Source organism: Enterobacter sp. Taxon_8 (assembly GCF_058354585.1).
This window is the reverse complement of record NZ_CM177989.1, coordinates 2647516-2673771: the sequence shown is the minus strand read 5'-3', so window position 1 is coordinate 2673771 and position 26256 is coordinate 2647516. Positions and strand designations below refer to the sequence as shown.

The following is a 26256-nucleotide window of genomic DNA, read 5'->3' as shown; positions in this document are numbered from 1 at the left end:
AGCAAAATCTGTGGAGCCTTCGGGTTTCATAGGTTTTGTTCGCCTATGTTTCGTTTATTTAACAATGCGAAGTGGAAGTTATTAAGATGCCAAAAATTAAGACCGTACGCGGTGCTGCTAAGCGCTTCAAAAAAACCGGTGGTGGTGGATTTAAGCGTAAGCACGCAAACCTGCGTCATATTCTGACCAAAAAATCTACTAAGCGTAAACGTCACCTGCGTCCAAAAGGCCTCGTTTCTAAAGGCGATCTGGGTCTGGTTATCGCGTGCCTGCCGTACGCATAAGCCGTTAACGTTTAATTTTTTACTAAGAATATAGATACAGGAGAGCACATATGGCTCGCGTAAAACGTGGTGTAATTGCACGTGCACGTCACAAGAAAATTTTGAAACAAGCTAAAGGCTACTACGGTGCGCGTTCACGCGTTTACCGCGTTGCCTTCCAGGCTGTTATCAAAGCAGGTCAGTACGCTTACCGTGACCGTCGTCAGCGTAAGCGTCAGTTCCGTCAACTGTGGATTGCGCGTATCAACGCAGCAGCACGTCAGAACGGTATTTCTTACAGCAAATTCATCAACGGCCTGAAAAAAGCCTCTGTTGAAATCGACCGTAAGATCCTGGCTGACATCGCAGTATTCGACAAAGTAGCGTTCACCGCTCTGGTCGAAAAAGCGAAAGCAGCACTGGCATAAGCCAGTTGAGAGAGGGGGCCTGGCTCCCTCTTTTCATATAACCCTGTAAGAAGATTGACATTTACCCGTGCAGGCTTTTCAATAAGGTCTTAACGGTTTTTACCAGACAAGGTAACGCAAGCATGAATGCTGCTATTTTCCGCTTCTTCTTTTACTTTAGCACCTGACTTCAGGAGGCTAGCGCGTGAAAGATGAAACGAAAAACAGCGCCAGATAAGCCTCCCGATGGAGGCTTTTTTTGTGCCTGAATTTGAGAGAATAACTCCACCAAATCGGTGTCTGCACCGACATAATGAGGAAAATCATGTCACATCTCGCAGAGCTGGTTGCCAATGCAACAGCCGCCATTAATCAGGCCTCAGATGTTGCCGCGTTAGACAATGTCCGCGTCGAATATCTTGGGAAGAAAGGGCACCTGACCCTTCAGATGACAACCCTGCGTGAGCTGCCGCCAGAAGAACGTCCGGCAGCGGGAGCGGTGATTAACGAAGCCAAGGAGCAGGTACAGCAGGCGCTTAACGCACGTAAAGCCGAGCTGGAAAGCGCTGTGCTGAATGCGCGTCTGGCTGCCGAGACGATCGACGTCTCTCTGCCGGGTCGCCGCATCGAGAACGGCGGTCTGCACCCGGTTACCCGCACCATCGATCGCATTGAAAGTTTCTTCGGTGAGCTCGGCTTTACCGTGGCGACTGGCCCGGAAATCGAAGATGATTACCATAACTTCGACGCCCTGAACATTCCTGGCCATCATCCGGCACGCGCTGACCACGACACTTTCTGGTTCGACGCAACGCGTCTGCTGCGTACTCAGACCTCCGGCGTTCAGATCCGTACCATGAAGGAGCAGGAACCGCCGATCCGTATTATCGCGCCGGGCCGCGTCTATCGTAACGACTACGATCAGACCCACACCCCAATGTTCCACCAGATGGAAGGCCTGATTGTTGATAAAAACATCAGCTTCACCAACCTGAAGGGCACGCTGCACGATTTCCTGAACAACTTTTTTGAGGAAGATCTGCAGGTTCGTTTCCGTCCGTCCTACTTCCCGTTCACCGAACCGTCTGCGGAAGTTGACGTGATGGGCAAAAACGGCAAGTGGCTGGAAGTGCTGGGCTGCGGCATGGTGCATCCAAACGTGCTGCGCAACGTAGGTATTGATCCGGAAGTCTACTCCGGCTTTGCCTTCGGTATGGGCATGGAGCGTCTGACCATGCTGCGCTACGGCGTGACCGACTTACGTGCATTCTTCGAAAACGATCTGCGTTTCCTCAAACAGTTTAAATAAGGGCAGGACAGAACAATGAAATTCAGTGAACTGTGGTTACGCGAGTGGGTGAACACCACGCTGGACAGCGACGCGCTTTCTAACCAGATCACCATGGCGGGCCTGGAAGTGGACGGCGTTGAGCCGGTTTCCGGCGCATTCAACGGCGTGGTCGTCGGTGAAGTGGTAGAGTGCGGCCAGCACCCTAACGCTGACAAACTGCGCGTGACAAAAGTGAACGTGGGCGGTGACCGTCTGCTGGATATCGTCTGCGGTGCGCCAAACTGCCGTCAGGGCCTGAAGGTGGCCGTGGCGACCGTCGGGGCGGTACTGCCGGGCGATTTCAAAATTAAAGCGGCTAAGCTGCGCGGCGAGCCGTCTGAAGGCATGCTGTGCTCCTTCTCCGAGCTGGGTATTTCCGACGATCACAACGGCATCATTGAGCTGCCGCTGGATGCGCCAATCGGCACCGATATCCGTGAATACCTGAAGCTTGACGACAACACTATTGAAATCAGCGTCACGCCAAACCGTGCCGACTGCTTAGGTATTATCGGCGTGGCGCGCGACGTGGCCGTGCTGAACCAGACCGAACTGAACGCGCCGGAGATCGCGCCGGTTGAAGCGACCATTAGTGACGTGCTGCCTATTCAGGTTGACGCTGCGGATGCCTGCCCGCGCTACCTCGGTCGCGTGGTGAAAGGCATCAACGTGAAAGCGCCAACTCCGCTGTGGATGAAAGAGAAGCTGCGCCGCTGCGGTATTCGCTCTATCGACGCCGTGGTCGACGTGACCAACTACGTCCTGCTGGAGCTGGGCCAGCCAATGCACGCGTTTGATAAAGATCGTATCGACGGCGGCATCGTTGTGCGCATGGCGAAAGAGGGCGAAACCCTGGTTCTGCTGGACGGCAGCGAAGCGAAACTGAACGCCGACACTTTGGTGATTGCTGACCACAGCAAAGCGCTGGCAATGGGCGGTATTTTCGGAGGCGAGCATTCGGGCGTCAACGACGAGACGCAAAACGTGCTGCTGGAATGCGCGTTCTTCAGCCCGCTCTCCATCACCGGTCGCGCACGCCGTCACGGCCTGCATACCGATGCCTCTCACCGCTACGAGCGCGGCGTTGACCCGGCGCTGCAGTATAAAGCGATGGAACGTGCGACCCGCCTGCTGATCGACATCTGCGGCGGTGAAGCGGGCCCGGTTATCGACGTCACCAACGAAGCGACGCTGCCGAAGCGTGCGACCATCACGTTGCGCCGCAGCAAGCTGGATCGTCTTATTGGTCACCACGTTGCCGATGCGCAGGTGACCGATATCCTGAAGCGTCTGGGCTGTGAAGTAACCGAAGGCCAGGACGAATGGAAAGCCGTTGCGCCGTCATGGCGTTTCGACATGGAAATTGAAGAAGATCTGGTGGAAGAAGTGGCCCGTGTTTATGGCTACAACAACATCCCTGACGAGCCTGTGCAGGCAGGTCTGGTGATGGGCACCCACCGTGAAGCCGACCTGTCCCTGAAGCGTGTGAAAACCATGCTGAACGACAAAGGCTACCAGGAAGTGATCACCTACAGCTTTGTTGATCCAAAACTGCAGCAACTGATCCATCCGGGCCAGGAAGCGCTGATCCTGCCAAGCCCAATCTCCAGCGAAATGTCCGCGATGCGTCTGTCCCTGTGGACGGGCCTGCTGGGTACTATCGTTTATAACCAGAATCGTCAGCAAAACCGCGTGCGCATTTTCGAAAGCGGTTTGCGCTTTGTACCGGATAATCAGGCAAATTTAGGCATCCGTCAGGATCTCATGCTGGCTGGCGCCATCAGCGGTAACCGCTATGAAGAGCACTGGGACCTGGCAAAAGGGACGGTTGATTTCTACGATATGAAGGGCGATCTGGAAGCGATTCTGGATCTGACCGGTAAATTATCTGAAATTGAATTCCGCGCAGAAGCCATCCCGGCCCTGCATCCGGGCCAGAGCGCTGCCATCTATTTAGACGGCAAACGCGTTGGTTTTATTGGGGTTGTTCACCCTGAGCTGGAGTGTAAACTGGACCTGAACGGCCGTACCATCGTGTTCGAGCTGGAATGGAACCCGGTGGCTGACCGCGTGATTCCTCAGGCTCAGGACGTCTCCCGCTTCCCGGCAAACCGCCGTGATATCGCGGTTGTGGTCGCGGAAAATGTGCCCGCAGCAGATATTTTGGCCGAATGTAAGAAAGTTGGCGTAAATCAGGTAGTTGGCGTAAACTTATTTGACGTGTACCGCGGCAAGGGCGTAGCAGAAGGTTTCAAGAGCCTCGCTATTAGCCTTATCCTTCAGGATACCAGCCGTACACTCGAAGAAGAGGAGATTGCCGCTACCGTCGCCAAATGTGTAGAGGCATTAAAAGAGCGATTCCAGGCATCATTGAGGGATTGAACCTATGGCGCTTACAAAAGCTGAAATGTCAGAATATCTGTTTGATAAGCTTGGGCTTAGCAAACGGGATGCCAAAGAGCTGGTAGAGCTGTTTTTCGAAGAGATCCGTCGTGCTCTGGAAAATGGTGAGCAGGTAAAACTCTCCGGTTTTGGCAATTTTGATTTGCGAGACAAAAACCAACGTCCGGGCCGCAACCCGAAGACGGGGGAAGATATTCCCATTACAGCCCGCCGCGTGGTGACCTTCAGACCCGGCCAGAAGTTAAAAAGCCGTGTCGAAAACGCAACGCCTAAAGCAGAGTAATATGAACTAACTAAAAAGGCCGCCCATGCGGCCTTTTTTCTTTGCGCTCTTCGGCAAACCCGCCGTAAAATCAATTACATCTCACGCTACTAAAACCGTACACATGCTTGACTATGCCCATCACCAGCACCGTTCCGATCGGCGTCACCTGCTTTTGCTGGTGCTGTTGCTCATTGCCTCCGTGGGCGTGAGCCTCTGCGCGGGCGACAAATGGATTGGGCCTGAAAGCTGGTGGGGGCCTGACGGGCAGCTCTTCGTCTGGCAAATTCGCCTGCCGCGGACCGTCGCGGTGGTTCTGGTCGGCGCCGCGCTGGCGCTATGCGGCACCATAATGCAGGCGTTGTTTGATAACCCTCTGGCGGAGCCGGGGCTGCTCGGCGTGTCGAATGGAGCGGGCGTAGGCCTGATAGCGGCGGTAATGCTGGGAGGAGGAGAACTCTCGGGATGGCGTATTAGCCTGAGCGCTATTCTCGGTGCACTGCTGATCACAGCGATCCTTCTTCGTTTCGCCAGACGGCACTTATCGACCAGCCGTCTGCTGCTTGCCGGCGTGGCGCTGGGGATCATCTGTAGCGCGTTGATGACCTGGGCGGTCTACTTCTCAACATCCTTTGACCTGCGACAGCTCATGTACTGGATGATGGGCGGTTTTGGCGGCGTTGACTGGCACCAGGGCTGGCTGATGGCGCTGCTGGTACCGGTCATCGTGTGGGCTGCCCTGCAGGCGCAGCCGCTGAATATGCTCGCGCTGGGTGAAACCTCTGCCCGCCAGCTCGGTATGCCGATTGGATTCTGGCGCAATGTGCTGGTAATAGCTATTGGCTGGCTGGTCGGCGTCAGCGTGGCTCTGGCGGGCGCGATCGGTTTTATCGGGCTGGTGATCCCGCACATGCTGCGTCTGTGTGGCCTCACGGACCACAGAACCCTGCTTCCAGCCTCGGCGGTTGCCGGGGCCGTCACGCTGCTGGTGGCCGACGTCATCGCCCGGCTTGCCCTGACGGCCGCAGAGCTGCCCATTGGCGTGGTGACCGCCACGCTGGGCGCGCCGGTATTTATCTGGCTACTATTAAAAGCTGGACGTTAAATCGACAACCTGAGGAAATGCTATGCAGTCAGATATCCTGAATACTGAAGTGACCACCATTGATGGCGATAAAACCACGCTGGAACGCTACAAAGGCAACGTGCTGCTTATCGTCAACGTGGCATCCAAATGTGGCCTGACGCCGCAGTACGAGCAGCTGGAAAATATTCAGAAGGCCTGGGAGAAAGACGGTTTTACCGTGCTGGGCTTCCCGTGCAACCAGTTCCTGGGCCAGGAGCCGGGCAGCGAAGAAGAGATTAAAACCTTCTGCAGCACCACCTATGGCGTGACGTTCCCGATGTTCAGCAAAATCGATGTCAATGGCGAAGACCGCCATCCGCTGTATGCGAAGCTGATCGCTGCCGCGCCGAAGGCCGTTGCGCCTGAAGGGAGCGGTTTTTATGAACGCATGGCCAGCAAAGGCCGCGCGCCGCTTTACCCGGACGATATCCTGTGGAATTTTGAAAAATTCCTGATTGGTCGCGATGGCCAGGTCGTTCAGCGTTTTTCGCCCGATATGACCCCAGAAGATCCGATCGTCAAGGAATCGATCAAGCTGGCGCTGGCGAAATAATGTCTTTGCTGATGCAGCTCATGGACGTTGCCGAGAGGGGACGTCTTGAGCCGATGACCGGCGCCGTCAATGCGGGAGAAATCCTGCATCTTGTCGGGCCGAACGGCGCAGGAAAGAGCACGCTGCTGGCACGGATGGCAGGCATGACTGACGGAGAAGGGCAGATAACGCTGCTTGAGCATACGCTCGCCGACTGGTCACCGGTCTCGCTGGCGCATCGGCGCAGTTACCTCGTCCAGCAGCAGGTGCCGCCCTTTGCGATGCCGGTCTGGCATTATCTGATGCTGCATTTGCACGACAAACAACATACAGCACTGCTGACTGACGTGGCCGCGGCCCTCGGGCTGGAAGATAAACTATCCCGGCATGCCAGCCAGCTTTCCGGCGGAGAGTGGCAGCGGGTGCGACTGGCGGCTGTCATCCTTCAGATCCACCCGGCAGGCAATCCTCACGGGCGGATGCTGCTTCTCGATGAACCCATGAGCGGTCTGGATGTGGCGCAGCAGGCAGCACTGGATACGCTTTTAAGCGCCCTGAGCCGACAAGGCATTGCCGTGGTGATGAGCAGTCATGACCTCAACCACACGCTGCGTCATGCCCACCGGGTGTGGCTACTGTCGCAGGGAAAGATGGTCGCCAGCGGTACGCGGGATCAGGTGCTTACGCCGCCCCATCTTGCCCGCGCATACAACATGTCGTTCCGAAGGCTGGATATAGAGGGACATAAGATGCTGATTTCTACCGGGCAAACGTAACCGTTTCTTGCCTCTTAGCACAATTGCACGCTAAATTACGAAAAGAACAAAAAAAGCAGAGGATTCGTCTGAAAATGCGATTCTGGTTTATCCTGATGGCCGCACTCTTTCTTGCGGGATGCAGTAGCCATCGTGCGCCGCCGCCTAACCCACGGCTTTCAGATTCGATCACCGTCATTGCCAGCCTCAACGACCAGCTGAGCAACTGGCGCGGTACGCCTTATCGCTACGGTGGCATGAGCCGCGGCGGCGTAGATTGCTCCGGCTTCGTTCTGATGACGTTTCGCGACAAGTTTGATTTACAGCTTCCTCGCGAAACGCGCAAGCAGGCCGAAATTGGTACTGAAATTGATAAAGACGATCTACTGCCCGGGGACCTGGTTTTCTTCAAAACCGGCTCGGGTGAAAGTGGTCTGCACGTGGGCATTTATGATACAGACAATCAGTTCATTCACGCCTCGACCAGCCGCGGCGTGATGCGTTCTTCTCTTGATAATGTTTACTGGCGTAAAAATTTCTGGCAGGCACGACGTATATAGTCTTTGTCAGAAACTTCTCTTATGACGGCATGGTAACTAATAAATCATGCCGTTTTTTCTCAAATAAGATGCTTAAAGTTAAATTTATCTAAAATTATCGAATCCTGCATGTGTCTGTTTTATCTAAAACTGGCTATTATTTTGCAACCAGGATAAAATTATTTTAGATTCAGGGATAAATCTGAAAATAAATACGGAACTAATGAAATTATTCTTATTAAAATCAAGACAGTGGAATTGTGTCGGCAATTGCTCCAGGATGTCCTCTCTCATCTTTAATGCGGAGCGAGTGCAATGATTATTACGCTAGATAATGCTTACCAGTCTGAACTGCTGCTTCTGCCCGCCCGTAATAGCGCAGGGGAGCTTAAAGGTTTAGAGGTTCTGGTTAACTTTACTGGCGTCGGCAGCGATGTGAGGATCCCCACTGAACTCGTTATCCCTCGGCTTTCAGCAGCTGAAGAGTTAGTGCTTTTTAACGAAAAACTGCAATTGCTTGATACCTGTAAACTGTTTTTTATTCAGCATCAGTTAATTGCATGGATCAATATTACACCTGCAATAGTTGAATTTTTATTAAGTAATGGAAACGCTGTTTCAATTCTTGAGCGTTATCCGTTTCTTGAGTTTACTGTTAATGAGAATTATCCAGGTTTAAATAACGGCAAGGACGATCTGCAGCTGGCGAGAATGGCAATCCATTTCCCGTTGGTGCTGGCAAACTTTGGCGCAGGCGCCGCCTCGCTCAAAGCTGTCTATGATGGATTATTTAAACGGGTTATCCTCGATAAAGGATTCATTCAGCAGCGCGCACCGGAGCTCTCTTTTGAGCCTTTTATGCGCGCCATCCTCTGGCAAATCACACCGCATTGCCAGTCAGTGATCGTCTCGGGCGTTGACGATCACAGCCTGTTGCAACGCGTGTTGTCCTTCAATTTTGGCGCCATGCAGGGCGCACTTTGGCCAGCCGTCTCTGCCGAGCACGTTACAACGCTGGTTCAGCAGCGATAACCCTTGCTTTCGCCCGTGTTTAAGTCCGGGTAAACCCTCTACACTAAAAGCAGGAGGACCTATGACCCTGTCTTTTACTGCTCAATGGCATGACGAGTTGCCCGGCTTTTACACCGCACTCAAACCAATACCGTTACAAAATTCACGCCTTATCTGGCATAACGATTTGCTGGCAGAAGAACTGGCCATTCCGCCTGAGCTGTTTCAGCGTTCAGAGGGCGCTGGCGTTTGGGGAGGTGAAACGTTACTCGCCGGAATGCAACCACTGGCGCAGGTTTATAGCGGACATCAGTTTGGCGTCTGGGCGGGTCAACTGGGCGACGGCAGGGGGATCCTGCTCGGTGAACAACGGCTTCCCAACGGAGAGACGGTTGACTGGCACCTGAAAGGCGCGGGCCTGACGCCCTATTCGCGAATGGGCGACGGGCGTGCGGTTCTGCGTTCAACGATCCGCGAATGCCTGGGCTCCGAAGCGATGCATGCCCTGGGGATCCCCACCGCCCGCGCGCTGTCGATCGTTACCAGCGATACGCCGGTTGTGCGCGAAACCGTGGAAAAGGGCGCAATGCTGATGCGTATCGCGCAAAGCCATCTGCGCTTCGGTCATTTTGAGCACTTTTACTATCGTCGCGAGCCGGAAAAGGTGCGCCTGCTGGCAGACTTTGCCATTCGCCACCACTGGGCGCATCTGATGGACGAGGCGGATAAATACGTGCTCTGGTTCAGGGATGTGGTGGCCCGTACCGCAACCCTGATTGCCCGCTGGCAAACGGTAGGCTTTGCCCATGGCGTTATGAATACGGACAACATGTCGCTTCTCGGGTTGACCTTCGACTACGGCCCGTTTGGTTTCCTGGACGATTATCAGCCGGGGTATATCTGCAACCACTCCGACTATCAGGGGCGCTACAGTTTTGACAATCAGCCCGCGGTGGGCCTGTGGAACCTGCAGCGGCTTGCGCAAACCCTGTCGCCGTTTATCGACGTTGATGCCCTGAATGATGCGCTCGACAGCTATCAGGACATATTACTGCGGGAATATGGCACGCTGATGCGCAACAAGCTGGGGCTGGTGACGCAGGAGAGGGGCGATAACGACATCCTCAATGGCCTGTTTGCCCTGATGGCGCGCGAGGGCAGCGATTACACGCGCACCTTCCGGATGCTGGGGCAGACGGAGCAGCACAGCGCCGCCTCCCCGCTGCGCGATGAGTTTATTGACAGACAGGCGTTTGACGACTGGTTTGCATCGTACCGCGCGCGGCTGCAGCAGGAAGAGGTAGATGATGCGACTCGCCAGACGCAGATGAACGCCACGAACCCCGCAATGGTGTTGCGCAACTGGCTGGCGCAGCGGGCGATTGAGCAGGCGGAGCAGGGCGAGTACGACGAGTTACACCGTCTGCACGTGGCGCTGCGCACGCCGTTTGCCGACCGGGATGATGATTACGTCAGCCGCCCGCCTGACTGGGGCAAGCGGCTGGAGGTCAGTTGCTCAAGCTAGAGATTTTTTGCCGGGAGGCGGCTTCGCCTTATCCGGCCTGAACGTCACTGCGCGACCCAGCCGCCATCCATATTCCACGCGGCGCCGCGAACGTTAACGGCGCTGTCGCTGCACAAAAACAGCGCCAGTTCGCCCAGCTGCTCCGGGGTAACAAACTCGCCCGAAGGCTGTTTCTCCGCCAGAAGCTGTTCCCGAGCCTGCTCCGGCGGAATGCCGTCGGCGATACGCTTGTCGATTTGCTGTTGCACCAGCGGCGTCAGTACCCAGCCGGGACAGATCGTATTGGCGGTAATGCCGGTGCGCGCGGTTTCCAGCGCCAGCGATTTCGTAAAGCCCACTACGCCATGCTTGGCAGCCACGTAGGCCGACTTCTCTTTTGACGCGACCAGCCCGTGAACGGAGGCGATATTAATGATGCGCCCCCAGTTTTTCTCGCGCATGGCAGGCAGCGCCAGCCGGCTGGTGTGAAACACCGACGAGAGGTTAATGGCGATAATGTCGTTCCATTTCTCTACCGGAAACGCGTCAACCGGCGCCACGTGCTGTATGCCCGCGTTGTTGACAAGAATGTCCACGCCGCCAAACTGCGATTCGGCATAGCGCATCATGGCTTCAATTTGCAGCACGTCACGCAGGTCCGCATCGTGATAGCCTGGCTTTTTGCCCAGGTGCGCAATAGCTTCTCTTGCTGAGTCGCTATCGCCGAAACCGTTGAGGATAAGCTGCGCCCCGGCCTTCGCCAGTACGCGGGCGATCCCAAGGCCAATGCCGCTGGTCGAGCCGGTGACCAGGGCGGTTTTACCGTTCAGATTCATCTTTCTCTCCTTACACAATGCCGGTCAGATAAAACACGGCAATGACAAAAAGCACTGCCAGACTTTTAATGATAGTGATAGCGAAAATGCCGCCGTAGGCCTGGCGATGGCTCAGGCCTGTAATCGCCAGCAGGGTAATCACCGCGCCGTTATGGGGAAGGGTATCCATCCCCCCGCTCGCCATTGACGCCACGCGGTGCAACACCTCTAGCGGGATATTGGCGGCATGGGCGGCGGCAATAAACGTGTCGGACATAGCGGCGAGTGCAATACTCATCCCGCCGGACGCCGAGCCGGTGATCCCAGCGAGAACGGTCACGCTGATGGCTTCATTCAGCAGCGGATTCGGAATAGCCGCCAGCGCGTGGGATAACACCAGAAAACCGGGCAGGGCGGCGATAACCGCGCCGAAACCGTACTCCGAGGCGGTATTCATCGCCGCAAGAATGGCGCCGCTCACCGCCGTCCGGCTGCCTTCCGCCAGGCGCCCCTGGATATTGCGAAAGCCAAAAATCAGCACCAGCAAAATACCGGCGATCAGCGCCACTTCCACGGCCCAGATGGCGGTGATCTTGCCCACCTCGGTCACAATCGGTTTCGCCAGACCGGGCAGGGTCAGCTCGTGGGTCGTGCCGTACCAGACGGGGATCCAGCGGGTAAACAGCAGGTTCAGTATGCCCACCACCAGCAGCGGGGCGATGGCAATCAGCGGATGCGGAAGGTTAATGTTGTCCGGCGTTTCCGGTTCATTTTTCAGATCCGTGCCGTAACCTTCATTGTTATTGAACGCCTTACGACGCTGGCGCTCCAGCCAGAGCAGGCCAAAGACGATAATAAACAGAGAGCCGATAAGCCCCAGCCACGGTGCGGCCCAGGCGTTGGTACCAAAGAAGCTTGTGGGGATGATGTTCTGGATCTGCGGCGTACCGGGCAGGGCATCCATGGTAAACGAGAAGGCCCCGAGCGCCACGGTGGCCGGGATCAGCCGTTTAGGGATGCCGCTCTGGCGGAACAGTTCGGCGGCAAACGGATAAACCGCAAATGCCACCACGAACAGCGACACGCCGCCGTAGGTTAACAGCGCGCACACCAGAACAATCACCGGGATGGCGTGGCGACGGCCCAGGATCTGAATCGCGGCGGCGACGATGGAGCGCGAGAAGCCGGAAAGCTCAATCAGTTTGCCAAACACCGCCCCCAGCAGGAACACCGGGAAGTAGAGCTTGACGAAGCCCACCATCTTTTCCATGAACAGGCCGGTAAAGGTCGGGCCGACGGCGCCCGGGTCGGTCAGCAGTACGGCACCGAGCGCCGCAATCGGCGCAAACAAAATCACGCTATATCCGCGATAGGCCGCCAGCATCAGCAGCCCCAGCGCCGCCAGGGCAATTAACACGCTCATTACGACTCCTCACTTTAATTATTATTCGGGTACCAACGAGATGCTTAACGTTCAACGGTGAGGGCGATGCCTTGCCCGCCGCCTACGCACAGGGTGACGAGTCCTTTTTTAACATCACGGCGCTGCATTTCGTGCAGCAGCGTCACGAGGATGCGGCAGCCGGAGGCGCCAATCGGATGACCCAGGGCGATAGCGCCACCGTTAACGTTCACCTTTCGCTCATCCCAGCCGAGCTGCTTGCCCACCGCCAACGCCTGCGCGGCAAAGGCTTCATTGGCTTCAATGAGGTCCACGTCATCGAGCGTCCAGCCCGCTCGTGCCAGCGCGATCTGGCAGGCGCAAACCGGACCGATGCCCATCACCGACGGATCAACGCCCGTCACGGCGTAACTCACGATGCGGCCCAGGATCGGCAGTCCGCTCGCCCGTGCGTTTTCGCCGCTCATCAGCAGCACCGCAGCGGCACCGTCGTTGAGCGTGGAGGCATTTCCGGCCGTGACCGTGCCTTCCTCCTGCAAAAAGGCGGGGCGCAGCTGCGCAAGCTGCTCGGCGGTGGTGCCTGGCCGGGGCTGCTCGTCACGGCTGACAATAAGCGGAGGCTTTTTACCCTGTTTCACCGTCACCGGCGCAATCTCCGGGTCAAAACGACCCGCTTCGGCGGCGGAAGCCGCTTTCTGCTGCGACCGGGCAGCGAAGGCGTCCTGCTCTTCGCGGGAAACGCCAAACTGCCGGGCGACGTTTTCAGCGGTGATCCCCATGTGGTAATCGTTGAACGCATCCCACAGGCCGTCCGTAATCATGCTGTCCTGCAGGCCCGTATGGCCAAAACGCAGCCCTGAACGCGCGCCGTCCAGTAGATAGGGGGCGTTGCTCATGCTCTCCTGACCGCCTGCGATAATCGCGTCCGCGTCGCCGCATCGGATCGCCTGCGCGGCGAGCTGCACCGCTTTCAAGCCCGCGCCGCAGACCAGGTTGACCGTTGTCGCCGGCGTGCTGACGGGCAATCCGGCGGCGATGGCCGTCTGGCGCGCAGGGTTTTGTCCGCATCCCGCCGTCAGCACCTGGCCGAAAATCACCTCGTCTATCGTCTCTGCTGGAAGACCGCTGCTTTCAAGCAGACGATGAACCGCGACGGCTCCCAGCTCGGCCGCAGAGAGGGGCGCGAGCGATCCGCGAAAACTGCCAATGGGGGTTCGCGTGGCCCCGACAATCATGACCTCTTTCATGGTGAGTCCTCAGCTAAAGCGCATCTCGCGAACGTCGTCCGCCACAATCATTTTTCCGGCCGTCTTAGCCGCTATTTCGTCGATACTGACGCCGGGGGCGTATTCCCGCAGGATGAACGCGCCGTCCTCTATCTCCAGCAACGCGAGGTCGGTTAAGACCCGGCGGATACAGCCCGCCCCCGTGAGCGGCAGCGTGCAGCGCGACAGCAGCTTTGACTCGCCGCTTTTCGACGCGTGGGTCATCACCACAATGATGTTCTGCGCTCCGGCGACGAGATCCATCGCGCCGCCCATACCCTTCACCATCTTTCCGGGGATCATCCACGAGGCGATATTGCCTTCGACATCCACCTCAAACGCGCCCAGCACCGTCAGGTCAACATGGCCGCCACGGATCATGGCAAACGACTGGGCCGAGTCGAAAATGGCCGCGCCTGTCCGTGCGGTCACGGTCTGTTTACCGGCGTTGATCATGTCCGCATCAAGGCTCTGTTCGTCAGGAAACGCGCCCATCCCCAGCAGTCCGTTTTCCGACTGAAGCATCACGTCCATTCCTTCCGGAATGTAGTTCGCCACCAGGGTAGGAATACCGATCCCCAGGTTGACGTAATATCCGTCCCGCAGCTCGCGGGCGACGCGCATGGCCATCTGTTCACGGGTTAACATCGTCACACTCCTTCCGCGCGCAGGGTGCGCTGTTCAATACGTTTTTCAAACTGGCCGACAATCAGCCTGTCGACGTAAATGCCCGGGGTATGAATGGCCGACGGGGGCAGCTCGCCCGGGGGAACAATCTCTTCCACCTCGACGACCGTTATCCGGCCCGCCGTTGCCATCAGCGGATTAAAATTTTGCGCAGTATGCCGGTAGACGACGTTGCCGTACCAGTCCGCTTTCCAGCCCTTGATCAGCGCGAAATCACCGGTAATGGCCTCTTCGAGGATGTAGTGCTTACCGGCAAACTGGCGCACGTCTTTGCCGGTAGCCACGGGCGTGCCGTAGCCGGTGGCCGTGTAAAATGCCGGGATACCCGCACCGCCCGCGCGCACCTTTTCCGCCAGCGTGCCCTGAGGCGTGAGTTCAATCTCCAGTTCGCCGCTCAGCACCTGCTGCTCGAACAGCGCGTTTTCGCCGACGTAAGAAGCCACCACCTTACGCACCTGCCGCGTCTCAAGCAGAAGCCCAAGACCGAAGCCGTCCACGCCGCAGTTGTTTGATACCACCGTCAGATCTTTCACCTGACGGCGTCTGACCTCTGCTATCAGGTTCTCCGGAATACCGCACAGGCCGAAGCCGCCCGCCAGCAAAGTCATTCCGTCCGTCAGCCCATCCAGCGCCTGCGCATAGCTGTCGACGCGCTTATCCAGTCCCGCCATCGTCATTCCTCCTCTTAACCGTGGCGGTATCATTAGGGGCGGCGACTCATTTGTTAATTTTGAATTTGTGACCCACTCATTTGGTTTTTTTATTAATTTCCTGTTAACTAAATTTTTTCAATTAGTTAACAAGGTGAAAAATGAGAATGAGTGTCAAACAGTTACGCGCGTTTTTAGCGGTAGCTCACACTCTCAATTTCGCGCACGCCAGCGAACGGCTGAATCTTTCCCAGCCGGCCCTGAGCCTGACGATTAAAGCGCTGGAGGACGCGCTCGGCGGACCGCTGCTGCAGCGGAGCACGCGCAAGGTCGCGCTGACGCAGGAGGGCGAGACGTTTTTGCCGATGGCGCGCCAGCTGCTTGCCGACTGGGATAACGTCGAAGAGGCGATGCACCAGTGCTTTACCCTGCAGCGCGGTAAAATTTCGGTTGCCGCCATGCCGTCGTTTGCCGCGAATGTCCTGCCCGAGGTGCTGAAAGCGTTTCGCGATCGCCATGCCGGAATCAACGTCACCGTGCATGACGTTATCAACGAGCAGGTGATAGAGATGGTGCGGGAAGGGCGCGTGGAGATGGGCATCGCCTTTGAGCCCGCGCCCACGCACAACCTGCTATTTACCCCGCTGGGCCTCGACAGGTTTGTAGCCATTGTGCCGAAAGATTCCCCGCTGGCGGGCAAGAAGCGCCTGACATGGGAAGCGCTGCTGACGCTGGATTTCATCACCCTGCAGCGCCCCTCAGCGGTACGTCTGATGATGGAGGAGGAGCTGGCGCGAAGCGGCAGAAAGCTGGACGTCGCGCTGGAGAGCCATCAGCTGGTTACGGTCGGGCGAATGGTCGCGAGCGGGCTGGGCGGCAGTGCCGTCCCGGCGCTCTGCGAGGCGCAGATGACGGCGCTGGGCGCGGTCTGTATTCCGCTGGATAACCCGTCGATTGAAAAGTGCATCGGGGCGATCCATCCCGGGCACACGCAGCTCTCTAAAGCGGCGCATGCCCTGCTGGAAACGCTGAAGGATTTTTATCAGCCGGGTCAGGCGGTGTGACCCGGCTGACCCGCATGTTTCAGAAGCGGGTATCTACTGCTGCAGCCAGCTTTTCCAGCAGCAGCTCGCTGTCTTCCCAGCTCAGGCACGGGTCGGTGATCGACTGGCCGTAAACCATCTGCTGTCCGGCAACGATTTTCTGCGTGCCTTCCTTGATGAAGCTCTCGGCCATAATCCCGGCAACGGCGGTCGAGCCGCTGCGGATCTGCTGGCAGATCTCATCGCAGACGTCCAGCTGGCGGCGATGCTGCTTCTGGCAGTTGCCGTGGCTGAAATCCACTACCAGATGTTCCGGCAGGTCGAATTCGGCCAGCGTTTCACAGGCCGCCGCAATATCTTGTGCATGGTAATTGGGTTTCTTCCCGCCGCGCATAATGATGTGCCCGTAAGGGTTACCGCTGGTCTGGTAGATGGTCATATGACCGCTCTTGTCCGGCGACAGGAACATGTGGCTGGCACGGGCAGCGCGGATGGCATCAACCGCAATACGGGTGTTGCCATCGGTCCCGTTTTTAAAGCCGACCGGGCAGGAGAGGGCGGAGGCCATCTCGCGGTGGATTTGGCTTTCGGTGGTGCGTGCGCCAATTGCGCCCCAGCTGATCAGATCGGCGATAAACTGCCCGGTCACCATATCAAGAAACTCGGTCGCCGTCGGCACGCCCAGCTCGTTGACCTGCAAAAGCAGCTTACGCGCCAGCTCGATGCCGTGGTTCACGCGATAGCTGCCGTTGAGGTCAGGATCGGAGATCAGCCCTTTCCAGCCCACCACGGTCCGCGGTTTTTCAAAGTAGGTGCGCATAACAATCTCAAGGCGGTGCTGATACTTATCCCGCAGGCCCTGAAGCCGTTTTGCATAATCCATCGCGGCATCCAGGTCGTGGATGGAGCAGGGACCAATCACCACCAGAAGACGCTTGTCTTCACCATTGAGGATTTTTTCAATGCGGCGGCGGGAGGCCGTCACGTGTTCCGCAACGGCAGCGGAAACAGGATGCCGCTGGGCCAGTTCAGCCGGCGTAACCAGGCTGTCAATGCGCGCAGTGCGGAGTTCATCGGTTTTATTCATGGAATGTCTCAGAAAATTTTTGCTTCATCGGCAGACTACCGGGAAGTGATGGGCATCACCTTAAACCAATCCCTGCTGATTTCAAGTTCGGGGCGACACCGCCCCGTGGTTGCCGATCATGATACTTGAATCTGAGTTAATGTACTAGCATATTAGTACATGCGGCGGTTTAGCCCCATGATGTCGAGAATTTTTGTGGCAATTTCTTCCACCGAATAGTTGGTGCTGTTCAGCCATGGGATCTGATTTTTGCGGTACAGGGCTTCCACTTCGGAGACCTCCATCCGGCACTGGCGCATGGAGGCGTAGCGGCTGTTCTCGCGGCGCTCTTCGCGGATAGCGGCAAGGCGCTCCGGATTAATGGTCAGCCCGAACAGCTTGTGCTGCAGCGGCTTGAGGGCAGCGGGCAGCACCAGGTTATCCATATCGTCAGCGATAAACGGGTAGTTGGCGGCGCGAATGCCGAACTGCATCGCCAGGTAGAGGCTGGTCGGCGTTTTGCCGCAGCGCGACACGCCAAGCAGGATCACCTGCGCCTGGTCGAGATTGCGCAGCGAGATACCGTCGTCGTGCGCGAGGGTGTAATCGATGGCGGCGATACGGGCATCGTACTTGGTCAGGTTGCCGGGGTTCAGCCCGTGGGTACGGTGGGCGATAGGGGTCGGGTCGAGCTTCAGCTCGCTTTGCAGCGGAGCCACCAGCGCCTGCACGATATCCTGGCAGAAGCCTTCGCTCTGCAGAATGATGGAGCGAATCTCGGGGATCACGATGGAGTAGAACACCAGCGGGCGGACGCCGGTCTGCTGGTAAATGGCATCGATCTGGTCCTTCACCGCTTTGGCGCGGCTCTCATTTTCGACAAACGGCAGCGTAATGCTGTTGATCGATACGGGAAACTGCGACATCACCGCGTGGCCCAGCACCTCGGCGGTGATCGCCGTACCATCAGAAATATAAAAAACGTGACGATCGACAGCACTATCCATTTTACCCACCCTGAATATCATACGTAATTGTCTGAAAGCATAAATTAAAAAAGTAATTTACACAGCAAAGAACTTATCCTAATTATGAATGAAACACTGTTTTTGATTTTCCTGAAAAGTGGATTTCATTTTTCAAATAGAGACTTTATTTTTGGGGTTTCTGGCTGAATATAGAGGAATCATCGGGTTAATCGTTGATGGGAAAGTATCCGAAAAGTTGAAATTTTAAATTGCTTACACGATTCACCGTTTTTTTAGCGGAAATAAATATGCCAGTATAAAAACGTAGTCAGGTGTTACTTACTCCGATCAAATATCACAAAAGGATTGTTTCGATGTCCAACAATGGCTCGTCACCGCTGGTGCTTTGGTATAACCAACTCGGCATGAATGATGTAGACAGAGTTGGGGGCAAAAATGCCTCCCTGGGTGAAATGATTACAAACCTCTCGGGTATGGGTGTCTCCGTACCGAACGGGTTTGCCACCACCGCCGATGCCTTTAACCTGTTTTTAGACCAGAGCGGTGTTAACCAGCGCATTTACGACCTGCTGGATAAAACGGATATTGATGACGTCACCGAGCTTGCCAAAGCCGGGGCGCAGATCCGCCAGTGGATCATCGACACACCTTTCCAGCCGGAACTGGAAAAAGCCATTCACGACGCGTACAACCAGCTCTCCGCTGACGATGCGCAGGCCTCCTTTGCCGTACGTTCCTCTGCGACCGCAGAAGATATGCCGGACGCCTCGTTTGCCGGACAGCAGGAAACCTTCCTGAACGTCCAGGGTTACGATGCGGTGCTGGTGGCGGTGAAGCACGTGTTTGCTTCCCTGTTCAACGACCGTGCCATCTCCTATCGCGTGCATCAGGGCTACGACCATCGCGGCGTGGCGCTCTCCGCTGGCGTACAGCGCATGGTGCGCTCGGACGTGGGCTCATCCGGCGTGATGTTCTCCATTGATACCGAATCCGGCTTCGACCAGGTGGTGTTTATCACCTCCGCGTGGGGTCTGGGTGAGATGGTTGTGCAGGGGGCGGTTAACCCTGACGAATTCTATGTTCATAAGCCTACGCTGGCCGCTGGCCGTCCGGCGGTAGTGCGCCGCACCATGGGCTCGAAAAAAATCCGCATGATCTATGCCCCGACGCAGGAGCATGGCAAGCAGGTTAAAATTGAAGACGTACCGCAGGAGCAGCGCGACCGCTTCTCCCTCACCGACGCTGAAGTTCAGGAGCTGGCGAAGCAGGCGGTGCAGATTGAAAAACACTACGGCCGTCCGATGGACATCGAATGGGCGAAAGACGGTAACACCGGCAAGCTGTTTATCGTGCAGGCGCGTCCGGAAACCGTTCGCTCTCGCGGTCAGGTGATGGAGCGTTATACGCTGCACGCCCAGGGCAAAATCGTGGCGGAAGGCCGTGCTATCGGTCACCGCATCGGTGCCGGTCCGGTTAAAGTGATCCACGACATCAGCGAGATGAACCGTATTGAGCCAGGCGACGTGCTGGTGACCGACATGACCGATCCGGACTGGGAACCGATCATGAAGAAAGCGGCGGCTATCGTTACCAACCGCGGCGGTCGTACCTGTCACGCGGCGATCATTGCCCGCGAGCTGGGTATTCCTGCGGTTGTCGGCTGCGGTGATGCCACCGAGCGCATGAAGGACGGCCAGAACGTGACCGTATCCTGTGCCGAAGGCGATACCGGCTACGTGTATGCCGATATCCTCGACTTCAGCGTGAAGAGCTCCAGCGTGGATACCATGCCTGACCTGCCGCTGAAGATCATGATGAACGTCGGCAACCCGGACCGCGCGTTCGACTTCGCCTGCCTGCCGAACGAAGGCGTAGGCCTGGCGCGCCTGGAATTTATCATCAACCGTATGATCGGCGTTCACCCGCGTGCGCTGCTGGAGTTTGACGACCAGGATCCGAAGCTGCAGAACGAAATCCGCGAGATGATGAAAGGCTACGACTCGCCGAAAGAGTTCTACGTCGGTCGTCTGACCGAAGGGATCGCGACACTCGGCGCCGCTTTCTATCCGAAACGCGTGATTGTGCGTCTGTCTGACTTTAAGTCTAACGAATACGCCAACCTGGTCGGCGGCGAGCGCTACGAGCCGGAAGAAGAGAACCCGATGCTGGGCTTCCGCGGGGCCGGACGCTACGTGTCCGACAGCTTCCGCGACTGTTTCGCGCTGGAGTGCGAGGCGGTGAAGCGCGTGCGCAACGACATGGGGCTGACCAACGTCGAAATCATGATCCCGTTTGTGCGTACCGTCGATCAGGCTAAAGCCGTTGTTGACGAGCTGGCGCGTCAGGGTCTGAAGCGCGGCGAGAACGGGCTGAAGATCATCATGATGTGCGAAATCCCGTCCAACGCCCTGTTGGCCGAGCAGTTCCTGGAACATTTCGACGGCTTCTCTATCGGCTCGAACGACATGACGCAGCTGACGCTGGGTCTGGACCGTGACTCCGGCGTGGTCTCCGAGCTGTTCGACGAGCGCAACGAGGCGGTGAAAGCGCTGCTTTCTATGTCCATCCGCGCGGCGAAGAAGCAGGGTAAATACGTCGGGATTTGCGGTCAGGGTCCATCCGACCATGAAGACTTTGCCGCCTGGCTGATGGAAGAGGGGATCGATAGCCTGTCCCTGAACCCGGATACCGTGGTGCAAACCTGGCTGAGCCTGGCGGAACTGAACAAGTAACGCCACGCTGACCCGAAAAGGCGAGGATATTATTCCTCGCCTTTTTTATTTCCGCCCGAATATGCTCCCCATCACAAATAAAGTAAAAAACTAAATATCATAATTTGCCTGTTAATTTAGACAATTGTTAGCGCGCAACGCGTTGCTAATACTTGAGCCTTACTGCGCATTTCCCTTCAGGTGATGCGCAACTGGTTGAAATACGTTTTAACCTGATAAAAAGGCAAATAACAATGACACTTTCCTCTGTATTGCGTACCAAAGATAAAATAGGTTATGGCTTAGGTGATATGGCCAGCGCGCTGGTCTGGCAAACGGCAACGTTATTTCTCGCTTATTTCTATACGGACGTTTTTGGGCTTCCCGCCGCGATTATGGGCACCATGTTTTTAGTGGTGCGCGTGGTCGATGCGTTTGTCGACCCGTGCATTGGCGCGCTGGTTGACCGCACCCAGACGCGTCACGGACGTTTCCGTCCCTGGCTGCTGTGGTTCGCCATCCCGTTTGGCGTAAGCTGCCTTATCACTTTCTATGTACCGGACGTGGGGCCGACGGCGAAAATCGTCTATGCCTGCGTGACCTACGCAATTTTAAGCCTGATTTACTCCGCGATTAACGTGCCTTACTGCGCCATGCCCGGCGCGCTGACGCTGGATCCGCGCGAGCGTCATTCTCTGCAGTCGTGGCGTTTTGGCCTGTCGTTTATCGGCGGGTTGATTGTGACGGTTATTGCCCTGCCGCTGGTCTCATTGTTAGGCCAGGGCAACGTGCAGAAAGGCTATTTCTATGCCATGAGCCTGATGGGGCTGCTGGGCATTGTGCTTTTTTTCTGCTGTTTCCTGATGACCCGCGAGCGCTATTCGCCGCGCAATGATACCTCCGGCTCGATGCTCACCGATTTAAAACTGCTGGCCGGAAACAGCCAGTGGCGCATTGTGTTCCTGTTTAATATTTTGCTGTTAACGGCGGTGGTGACGCGCGGTTCCGCCACGATGTATTACGTGAACTATGTGCTGTTGCGCCCGGATCTGGTTTTTGCCTTTATTGTTTCCGGCATGGTGGCCTCCTTAAGCGGCGCATTATTATCTGAACGACTGCTGGGGAAATTTGACCGCGTGCGCGCCTACCAGTGGACGATTATCTCCTTCGTTATCTTCGGCGCGCTGATTTTCTTCCTGCCGCCTTCGCAGGTGTGGCTGATCTTTGGCCTCAACATTGTCTTTAGCTTTATTCAAAACCTTACCACGCCGCTGCAGTGGACCATGTTCTCCGATGTGGTCGACTACGAGGAGCATCGCAGCGGCCGCCGCCTGGACGGGCTGGTCTTCTCCACCGCGCTGTTTGCCATCAAATTCGGCCTGGCGCTGGGCGGCGCGGTGGTCGGCTGGGTGCTTGGCATGGTGGATTACGCGCCGGGACAGGCAACCCAGGCGCCAGGCGTTCTCTCGACCATCAACGCGCTGTTCACCCTTATCCCTTGCGCGCTGTTCCTCTGCATGGTCGCGCTGCTTGCCATCTACAAGCTCAACAGCCGGCTGGTTGATTCCATCGCCCGTGAGCTGGCCAGCAAACGTGAGGTCAGACCCGAAACGGGGCAGCTCAGCCCGGCAACCCCTTCCGCACTACAGGAGTAAAACATGACAGCTATCTATAAGGACGCGGGACGTCCCGTGCACGAGCGCGTCGCCGATTTACTGGCGCGTATGACCCCGGAAGAGAAGTTCGCCCAGATGCATGCGTACTGGCTGATCCTCGATGAAAACGGTAACCACCGCGAGCGCAGCGATCTCAGCGATGAATTCGCCGGCGTGAGCGAGCAGGCAGCGCTAGGCGAACGGTTAAAGCTGGGCGTCGGGCAGATCACCCGTCCGCTCGGTACCCATATCGTTGATGCGAAAACCGGGGTGCGCGCCGCTAACCGCCTGCAGCGCATGATGATGGAAGAGACGCGCCTCGGCATTCCGGCCTTGTTCCATGAAGAGTGTCTGGTGGGGCTGCTGTGCAAAGACGCTACGCTGTTCCCGTCGTCGCTGAACTACGGTTCGACCTGGGATCCTGAACTGGTACAGCGCGCGGCAGAGCAGATCGGTAAAGAGGCGCGATCCGTCGGCTGTCAGCAGGGGCTGGCGCCGGTGCTGGACGTTTCCCGCGACGTGCGCTGGGGGCGAACCGAAGAGACCTTCGGGGAAGATCCGTGGCTGGTGGGCGTGATGGCGACCGCCTGGGTGAAAGGATTGCAGGGCGATAATCGCGACCTGCTGGCGACGCTCAAGCACTACGTGGGCCACTCGTTCAGCGAAGGGGCGCGCAACCACGCGCCGGTACACCTGGGGTTCAGCGAGCTGAATGACACCTTCCTGCTGCCGTTTGAAATGGCGGTGAAGCTGGCCAATGCCGGGTCGGTGATGCCCGCCTATCACGATATCGACAATCAGCCGGGGCACAGCGACAGCTTCCTGCTGACTACCGTCCTGCGCGAACAGTGGGGATTCGACGGGATTATTGTCGCGGACTACGGCGGCATCAGCCTGCTGCACCAGCATCACGGGATTTCCCACGATGCGGCGGAATCCGCCGCGCTGGCGTTCAACGCGGGGCTGGACGTTGAGCTGCCGAAAGACGACTGCGCGCGGCATCTGGCAGACGCCGTTGAGCGCGGGCTGATCTCTATGGCGAAAGTGGATGAGATCGTGGCGCGCGTGCTGACGGAAAAATTCCGTCTGGGGCTGTTTGAAAACCCGTACGCGGATGAGAACGGTATCGATCTGCAAAACGACATGACCCGCCAGGTCGCGCGGGAGGTGGCGACGAAATCGCTCACGCTGCTGGAAAATAACGGTATTTTACCCCTCGGCGGTAAGCCCCGCGTGGCGGTGGTGGGGCCGACGGCAGACGATCCGCTGGCGTTACTCAGCGGCTACAGCTTCCCGGTGCATCTGATCATCAGCGATATGGTTGAAGAGACCTCGCAGGTGACGACCCCGCGCGCGGCCCTGAAACACTACCTCGGCGCGTCGCAGGTCCGTTACGCCAAAGGGTGTCACATTATCGAGAAACGGATGGCGGGTGCGCCGGTCTTCCCGGGCGACAGCGGCGGCAAGCCGATGCAGCAGTCGCCGGTGTCGCAGAGTACCGCCCTGATCCCCGAGGCCGTGGACGCGGCGCAGGAGAGTGACGTGGTGGTGGCCTGCGTGGGCGATCTTGCCGGGCTGTTCCAGAGCGGCACCGTGGGGGAAGGTTCCGATACCGATTCCCTGAACCTGCCGGGCGTGCAGCAACAGCTGCTGGAAGCGCTGGTGGCGACGGGCAAACCGGTGATCGTCGTGATGACCGGCGGGCGCCCGTACAACCTTCAGGGGCTGGAGGATAAGGTCGCGGCGCTGCTGGTGGCGTGGGCGCCGGGGCAGGAAGGGGGCTGGGCGATTGCGGACGTGCTAACGGGACGCGCAGAGCCGCAGGGGCGTCTGGTGGTGAGCGTGCCGAAAAGCGCCGGGGCCATGCCGTATTACTACAATCACAAGCTCAAAAGCGGCGGCACGCCGTTTGCGTTCCACTTCGGTTCACGTTATCCGTTTGGCTTCGGCCTCGGCTGGACGACGTTTAGCTGGGGGGCTGCCCGCCTCGCTGAAAGCAGCGTGCCGATCGACGGCGAGGTGACGCTGAGCGTAGATATCGCCAATACCGGGGAGCGCAGCGGCAGCGAGGTGGTGCAGGTTTACGTCAGGGATAAGGTCGCCACCCAGGTACGGCCGCTTCAGGAGCTGAAGGCGTTCCAGCGCGTCACGCTCTCGCCGGGCGAATCCGCCACGCTCAGCTTTACGCTACCGGTTGAGATGTTCAACTTTACCCGCCGGGACGGGAAGCGCATCGTTGAGCCGGGCGAGTTTGAACTGCAGGTTGGCGCATCGTCGGCGGATATCCGCGAGGCGGTGACGGTCAATGTGTCCGGGGAAACGCGGGTGCTGCCAGCGGAGTGGCGGATGCTCAGTGCCTGTGAGATTAAGCGCACGTAGTCAGGATAAAAAAAAGCCCATCGTGGGAGATGGGCAAAGACTACACACAGCAATTCGTTGTTTCACTCAGGGGATTTCCATGCTTATAAATCAAGGTGTTGATTTATAACCGTGTGCTAATAGTAGGCATGTCATCTTTGAGCGTCGATCGGATTCGTCTCAATAGTTAAAGAGACGTAAAGATTTCTTGAGGTTAAGAGCAGAATGAATGCATGAATAGCGGGTCTGACCAGTGTGCAACGAATAAATACTTTAACGCTGCTAAAGTATTGTGAGGGAGAATGTAGGCCGGGTGCGCGTTAGCGCCACCCGGCAAAAAACTTAATGGGTGTTTTTCTCTTCCAGCTCTTCCAGTTCGCTCAGAATCACGTCCGGGTCGGTTCCCGGCGGCGGAATTTCATGCACCCAGGCGGAGAACAGACGCCATGTGACGGCGAGCAGCACCGGGCCAATAAACAGGCCGATCATGCCAAAGGCAATCAGTCCGCCAATGACTCCGGAGAGGATCAGGATCAGCGGCAGGTCTGCACCCATGCGGATGAGGATCGGACGAATGACGTTATCCATGGTGCCGACCACGCAGCTCCAGACCAGCAGCACCGTTCCCCACGTGGTATCACCCGTCCAGTAGAGCCAGATAATACTAGGGACCAGCACCAGCAGCGGTCCCAGTTGCGCAAGACAGGTCATCAGCATGACAACGGTGAACACGGTGGCGTACGGTACGCCGGAAATCGCCAGACCGATACCGCCCAGCACCGCCTGCACCAGCGCGGTCACCACCACGCCCAGCGCAACCGCGCGCACGGCCTGCGCAGCCAGCAGTACCGCAGCGTCACCGCGTTTGCCCGCCAGGCGGGTGGCGAAGTGACGAACGCCTAATGCCACCTGCTCGCCGCGCCAGTAGAGCAGGGCGCTGAAGAGCAGCATCAGGGTACAGTGCATCATAAAGCGGCCGATATGCGCCGCCTGACCCACAAACCAGGTGGTGGTAGTGCCAATATACGGGCGGACTTTTGCCATCAGCGCGCTGCCGCCCATCTCCAGCAGGCTATGCCAGCCGCTGTAGAGCTTGGCGCCCACCACCGGAATGCTGTTCAGCCAGGCGAGATCCGGCAGCGTCAGGTCACCGCTGCTAATGGCGCGAATAACGGGGCCGCTGGAATCCACCAGGCTATTGACCAGCAGAGCAATCGGAATAATAAACAGCAGGAACAGCAGGAGCGTCATGACCAGCACGGCTAACCCGCGGCGGCCGAACAGCAGCTTCTGCAAGCGCAGCAGCAAAGGCCACGTGGCAACGACAACGGTCGCAGCCCACGCGAAGCCGAGAATAAAGGGTTGAACAATCCACAGACACGCAATAATCATGAGGGCCAGAAACAGCACCGACAGCAAAATTTGCGCAACATCCCTGGGCTGGCGAAGATTGACCATAAATGAAACTTTCCTTAAAAGAACG

The 26256-nt window shown here is 57.3% G+C and carries 24 protein-coding genes, 1 other RNA gene and 1 other annotated feature; of the genes, 16 read left to right on the top strand and 9 right to left on the bottom strand.

All coding sequences use genetic code 11. From position 1 onward, the window contains the following. The first annotated feature begins 86 nt into the window (after positions 1–86). The 12 genes from rpmI (at position 87) to selO (ending at position 10153) form a co-directional block, all read left to right on the top strand. Positions 87–284, top strand: coding sequence for a 50S ribosomal protein L35 (rpmI, locus tag AC4IBF_RS12625; protein ID WP_003030583.1), 198 nt, complete (start codon positions 87–89; stop codon positions 282–284). Between the two features lie 50 nt (positions 285–334). Then, a complete protein-coding gene (gene rplT / locus AC4IBF_RS12620) occupies positions 335–691 on the top strand; it encodes a 50S ribosomal protein L20 (RefSeq protein WP_000124850.1) in 357 nt (118 codons plus the stop codon). Between the two features lie 117 nt (positions 692–808). Continuing rightward, positions 809–933: a sequence feature (Phe leader region), on the top strand. After that, positions 814–858 carry a pheST operon leader peptide PheM gene (pheM, locus tag AC4IBF_RS12615; protein WP_001386830.1) on the top strand — a complete coding sequence of 15 codons (45 nt, stop codon included), beginning with the start codon at positions 814–816 and terminating at the stop codon, positions 856–858. It overlaps the preceding feature by 45 nt. A gap of 62 nt (positions 934–995) precedes the next feature. Then, a complete protein-coding gene (gene pheS / locus AC4IBF_RS12610; RefSeq protein ID WP_133294212.1) occupies positions 996–1979 on the top strand; it encodes a phenylalanine--tRNA ligase subunit alpha in 984 nt (327 codons plus the stop codon). A gap of 15 nt (positions 1980–1994) precedes the next feature. Beyond that, on the top strand, positions 1995–4382 hold the full coding sequence (pheT, locus tag AC4IBF_RS12605) for a phenylalanine--tRNA ligase subunit beta (protein WP_491462861.1): 2388 nt from the start codon (positions 1995–1997) through the stop codon (positions 4380–4382). 4 nt (positions 4383–4386) lie between these two features. Beyond that, a complete protein-coding gene (gene ihfA, locus AC4IBF_RS12600) occupies positions 4387–4686 on the top strand; it encodes an integration host factor subunit alpha (RefSeq protein ID WP_003857805.1) in 300 nt (99 codons plus the stop codon). Between the two features lie 103 nt (positions 4687–4789). Further along, positions 4790–5770, top strand: coding sequence for a vitamin B12 ABC transporter permease BtuC (btuC, locus tag AC4IBF_RS12595; protein ID WP_133294214.1), 981 nt, complete (start codon positions 4790–4792; stop codon positions 5768–5770). A gap of 22 nt (positions 5771–5792) precedes the next feature. Then, positions 5793–6344: a glutathione peroxidase gene (locus tag AC4IBF_RS12590; protein ID WP_136194714.1), complete on the top strand. Its 552-nt coding sequence runs from the start codon at positions 5793–5795 to the stop codon at positions 6342–6344. Then, a complete protein-coding gene (gene btuD / locus AC4IBF_RS12585) occupies positions 6344–7099 on the top strand; it encodes a vitamin B12 ABC transporter ATP-binding protein BtuD (protein ID WP_127730480.1) in 756 nt (251 codons plus the stop codon). Before AC4IBF_RS12590 ends, btuD begins: the two co-directional genes overlap by 1 nt. A gap of 74 nt (positions 7100–7173) precedes the next feature. Continuing rightward, entirely contained in the window at positions 7174–7638 is a 465-nt protein-coding gene (locus AC4IBF_RS12580; RefSeq protein WP_111965616.1) for a C40 family peptidase, read from the top strand. Between the two features lie 294 nt (positions 7639–7932). After that, the gene (locus AC4IBF_RS12575; protein WP_248173574.1) at positions 7933–8649 is read left to right on the top strand and encodes an EAL domain-containing protein; all 717 of its coding nucleotides are present in this window, start codon (positions 7933–7935) and stop codon (positions 8647–8649) included. A gap of 61 nt (positions 8650–8710) precedes the next feature. Then, on the top strand, positions 8711–10153 hold the full coding sequence (gene selO, locus AC4IBF_RS12570) for a protein adenylyltransferase SelO (RefSeq protein WP_491462860.1): 1443 nt from the start codon (positions 8711–8713) through the stop codon (positions 10151–10153). Positions 10154–10197: 44 nt separating this feature from the next. On the opposite strand, the gene AC4IBF_RS12565 is transcribed toward selO, so the two are convergent. From AC4IBF_RS12565 to AC4IBF_RS12545, 5 genes are read right to left on the bottom strand one after another with little or no spacing between them, the layout of a single operon-like run. After that, the gene (locus AC4IBF_RS12565; RefSeq protein ID WP_136194717.1) at positions 10198–10968 is read right to left on the bottom strand and encodes a 3-hydroxybutyrate dehydrogenase; all 771 of its coding nucleotides are present in this window, start codon (positions 10966–10968) and stop codon (positions 10198–10200) included. 10 nt (positions 10969–10978) lie between these two features. Continuing rightward, on the bottom strand, positions 10979–12370 hold the full coding sequence (locus AC4IBF_RS12560) for a GntP family permease (protein WP_136194718.1): 1392 nt from the start codon (positions 12368–12370) through the stop codon (positions 10979–10981). A gap of 44 nt (positions 12371–12414) precedes the next feature. After that, positions 12415–13596, bottom strand: a complete 1182-nt coding sequence (locus tag AC4IBF_RS12555) for an acetyl-CoA C-acetyltransferase (protein ID WP_136194719.1) — start codon at positions 13594–13596, stop codon at positions 12415–12417. Positions 13597–13605: 9 nt separating this feature from the next. Further along, on the bottom strand, positions 13606–14262 hold the full coding sequence (locus tag AC4IBF_RS12550; protein ID WP_115874834.1) for a CoA transferase subunit B: 657 nt from the start codon (positions 14260–14262) through the stop codon (positions 13606–13608). A 2-nt stretch (positions 14263–14264) separates the two neighbouring features. Further along, the gene (locus tag AC4IBF_RS12545) at positions 14265–14972 is read right to left on the bottom strand and encodes a CoA transferase subunit A (RefSeq protein WP_115874835.1); all 708 of its coding nucleotides are present in this window, start codon (positions 14970–14972) and stop codon (positions 14265–14267) included. Between the two features lie 140 nt (positions 14973–15112). On the opposite strand from AC4IBF_RS12545, the gene AC4IBF_RS12540 reads away from it, so the two are divergent. Further along, positions 15113–16015: a LysR family transcriptional regulator gene (locus AC4IBF_RS12540; protein WP_168708000.1), complete on the top strand. Its 903-nt coding sequence runs from the start codon at positions 15113–15115 to the stop codon at positions 16013–16015. Between the two features lie 19 nt (positions 16016–16034). Here the strand turns inward: AC4IBF_RS12540 and aroH are convergent, their stop codons facing one another. Continuing rightward, positions 16035–17081 (bottom strand): 3-deoxy-7-phosphoheptulonate synthase AroH, encoded by a 1047-nt coding sequence (aroH, locus tag AC4IBF_RS12535; RefSeq protein WP_008500645.1) that lies wholly within the window; start codon positions 17079–17081, stop codon positions 16035–16037. Between the two features lie 152 nt (positions 17082–17233). Beyond that, the gene (ppsR, locus tag AC4IBF_RS12530) at positions 17234–18067 is read right to left on the bottom strand and encodes a posphoenolpyruvate synthetase regulatory kinase/phosphorylase PpsR (RefSeq protein WP_023311315.1); all 834 of its coding nucleotides are present in this window, start codon (positions 18065–18067) and stop codon (positions 17234–17236) included. A 335-nt stretch (positions 18068–18402) separates the two neighbouring features. Here ppsR and ppsA point away from each other — a divergent pair, with 335 nt between their 5' ends. The 3 genes from ppsA (at position 18403) to AC4IBF_RS12515 (ending at position 24794) form a co-directional block, all read left to right on the top strand. After that, the gene (gene ppsA, locus AC4IBF_RS12525) at positions 18403–20781 is read left to right on the top strand and encodes a phosphoenolpyruvate synthase (protein ID WP_023311316.1); all 2379 of its coding nucleotides are present in this window, start codon (positions 18403–18405) and stop codon (positions 20779–20781) included. A gap of 233 nt (positions 20782–21014) precedes the next feature. Then, positions 21015–22415 carry an MFS transporter gene (locus AC4IBF_RS12520; protein ID WP_491462859.1) on the top strand — a complete coding sequence of 467 codons (1401 nt, stop codon included), beginning with the start codon at positions 21015–21017 and terminating at the stop codon, positions 22413–22415. A 3-nt stretch (positions 22416–22418) separates the two neighbouring features. Beyond that, positions 22419–24794 (top strand): glycoside hydrolase family 3 N-terminal domain-containing protein, encoded by a 2376-nt coding sequence (locus AC4IBF_RS12515; RefSeq protein ID WP_491462858.1) that lies wholly within the window; start codon positions 22419–22421, stop codon positions 24792–24794. Between the two features lie 5 nt (positions 24795–24799). Here the strand turns inward: AC4IBF_RS12515 and rprA are convergent. Next, positions 24800–24907, bottom strand: an RNA gene (gene rprA / locus AC4IBF_RS12510) — antisense sRNA RprA. Positions 24908–25115: 208 nt separating this feature from the next. Then, positions 25116–26231, bottom strand: a complete 1116-nt coding sequence (gene ydiK, locus AC4IBF_RS12505) for an AI-2E family transporter YdiK (protein ID WP_045910283.1) — start codon at positions 26229–26231, stop codon at positions 25116–25118. Positions 26232–26256: the final 25 nt, after the last annotated feature.

Bases quoted from the DNA above. Each gene is read 5' to 3' on its own strand.
- rplT (WP_000124850.1), top strand. From the start codon at position 335: ATGGCTCGCGTAAAACGTGGTGTAATTGCACGTGCACGTCACAAGAAA.
- AC4IBF_RS12555 (WP_136194719.1), bottom strand. From the start codon at position 13,596: ATGAAAGAGGTCATGATTGTCGGGGCCACGCGAACCCCCATTGGCAGT.
- rpmI (WP_003030583.1), top strand. From the start codon at position 87: ATGCCAAAAATTAAGACCGTACGCGGTGCTGCTAAGCGCTTCAAAAAA.
- ppsR (WP_023311315.1), bottom strand. From the start codon at position 18,067: ATGGATAGTGCTGTCGATCGTCACGTTTTTTATATTTCTGATGGTACG.
- AC4IBF_RS12565 (WP_136194717.1), bottom strand. From the start codon at position 10,968: ATGAATCTGAACGGTAAAACCGCCCTGGTCACCGGCTCGACCAGCGGC.
- AC4IBF_RS12575 (WP_248173574.1), top strand. From the start codon at position 7,933: ATGATTATTACGCTAGATAATGCTTACCAGTCTGAACTGCTGCTTCTG.
- AC4IBF_RS12545 (WP_115874835.1), bottom strand. From the start codon at position 14,972: ATGGCGGGACTGGATAAGCGCGTCGACAGCTATGCGCAGGCGCTGGAT.
- pheT (WP_491462861.1), top strand. From the start codon at position 1,995: ATGAAATTCAGTGAACTGTGGTTACGCGAGTGGGTGAACACCACGCTG.
- ydiK (WP_045910283.1), bottom strand. From the start codon at position 26,231: ATGGTCAATCTTCGCCAGCCCAGGGATGTTGCGCAAATTTTGCTGTCG.
- AC4IBF_RS12520 (WP_491462859.1), top strand. From the start codon at position 21,015: ATGACACTTTCCTCTGTATTGCGTACCAAAGATAAAATAGGTTATGGC.
- btuC (WP_133294214.1), top strand. From the start codon at position 4,790: ATGCTTGACTATGCCCATCACCAGCACCGTTCCGATCGGCGTCACCTG.
- ihfA (WP_003857805.1), top strand. From the start codon at position 4,387: ATGGCGCTTACAAAAGCTGAAATGTCAGAATATCTGTTTGATAAGCTT.
- btuD (WP_127730480.1), top strand. From the start codon at position 6,344: ATGTCTTTGCTGATGCAGCTCATGGACGTTGCCGAGAGGGGACGTCTT.
- AC4IBF_RS12590 (WP_136194714.1), top strand. From the start codon at position 5,793: ATGCAGTCAGATATCCTGAATACTGAAGTGACCACCATTGATGGCGAT.
- ppsA (WP_023311316.1), top strand. From the start codon at position 18,403: ATGTCCAACAATGGCTCGTCACCGCTGGTGCTTTGGTATAACCAACTC.
- AC4IBF_RS12580 (WP_111965616.1), top strand. From the start codon at position 7,174: ATGCGATTCTGGTTTATCCTGATGGCCGCACTCTTTCTTGCGGGATGC.
- pheS (WP_133294212.1), top strand. From the start codon at position 996: ATGTCACATCTCGCAGAGCTGGTTGCCAATGCAACAGCCGCCATTAAT.
- aroH (WP_008500645.1), bottom strand. From the start codon at position 17,081: ATGAATAAAACCGATGAACTCCGCACTGCGCGCATTGACAGCCTGGTT.
- selO (WP_491462860.1), top strand. From the start codon at position 8,711: ATGACCCTGTCTTTTACTGCTCAATGGCATGACGAGTTGCCCGGCTTT.
- AC4IBF_RS12550 (WP_115874834.1), bottom strand. From the start codon at position 14,262: ATGTTAACCCGTGAACAGATGGCCATGCGCGTCGCCCGCGAGCTGCGG.
- AC4IBF_RS12540 (WP_168708000.1), top strand. From the start codon at position 15,113: ATGAGAATGAGTGTCAAACAGTTACGCGCGTTTTTAGCGGTAGCTCAC.
- AC4IBF_RS12515 (WP_491462858.1), top strand. From the start codon at position 22,419: ATGACAGCTATCTATAAGGACGCGGGACGTCCCGTGCACGAGCGCGTC.
- AC4IBF_RS12560 (WP_136194718.1), bottom strand. From the start codon at position 12,370: ATGAGCGTGTTAATTGCCCTGGCGGCGCTGGGGCTGCTGATGCTGGCG.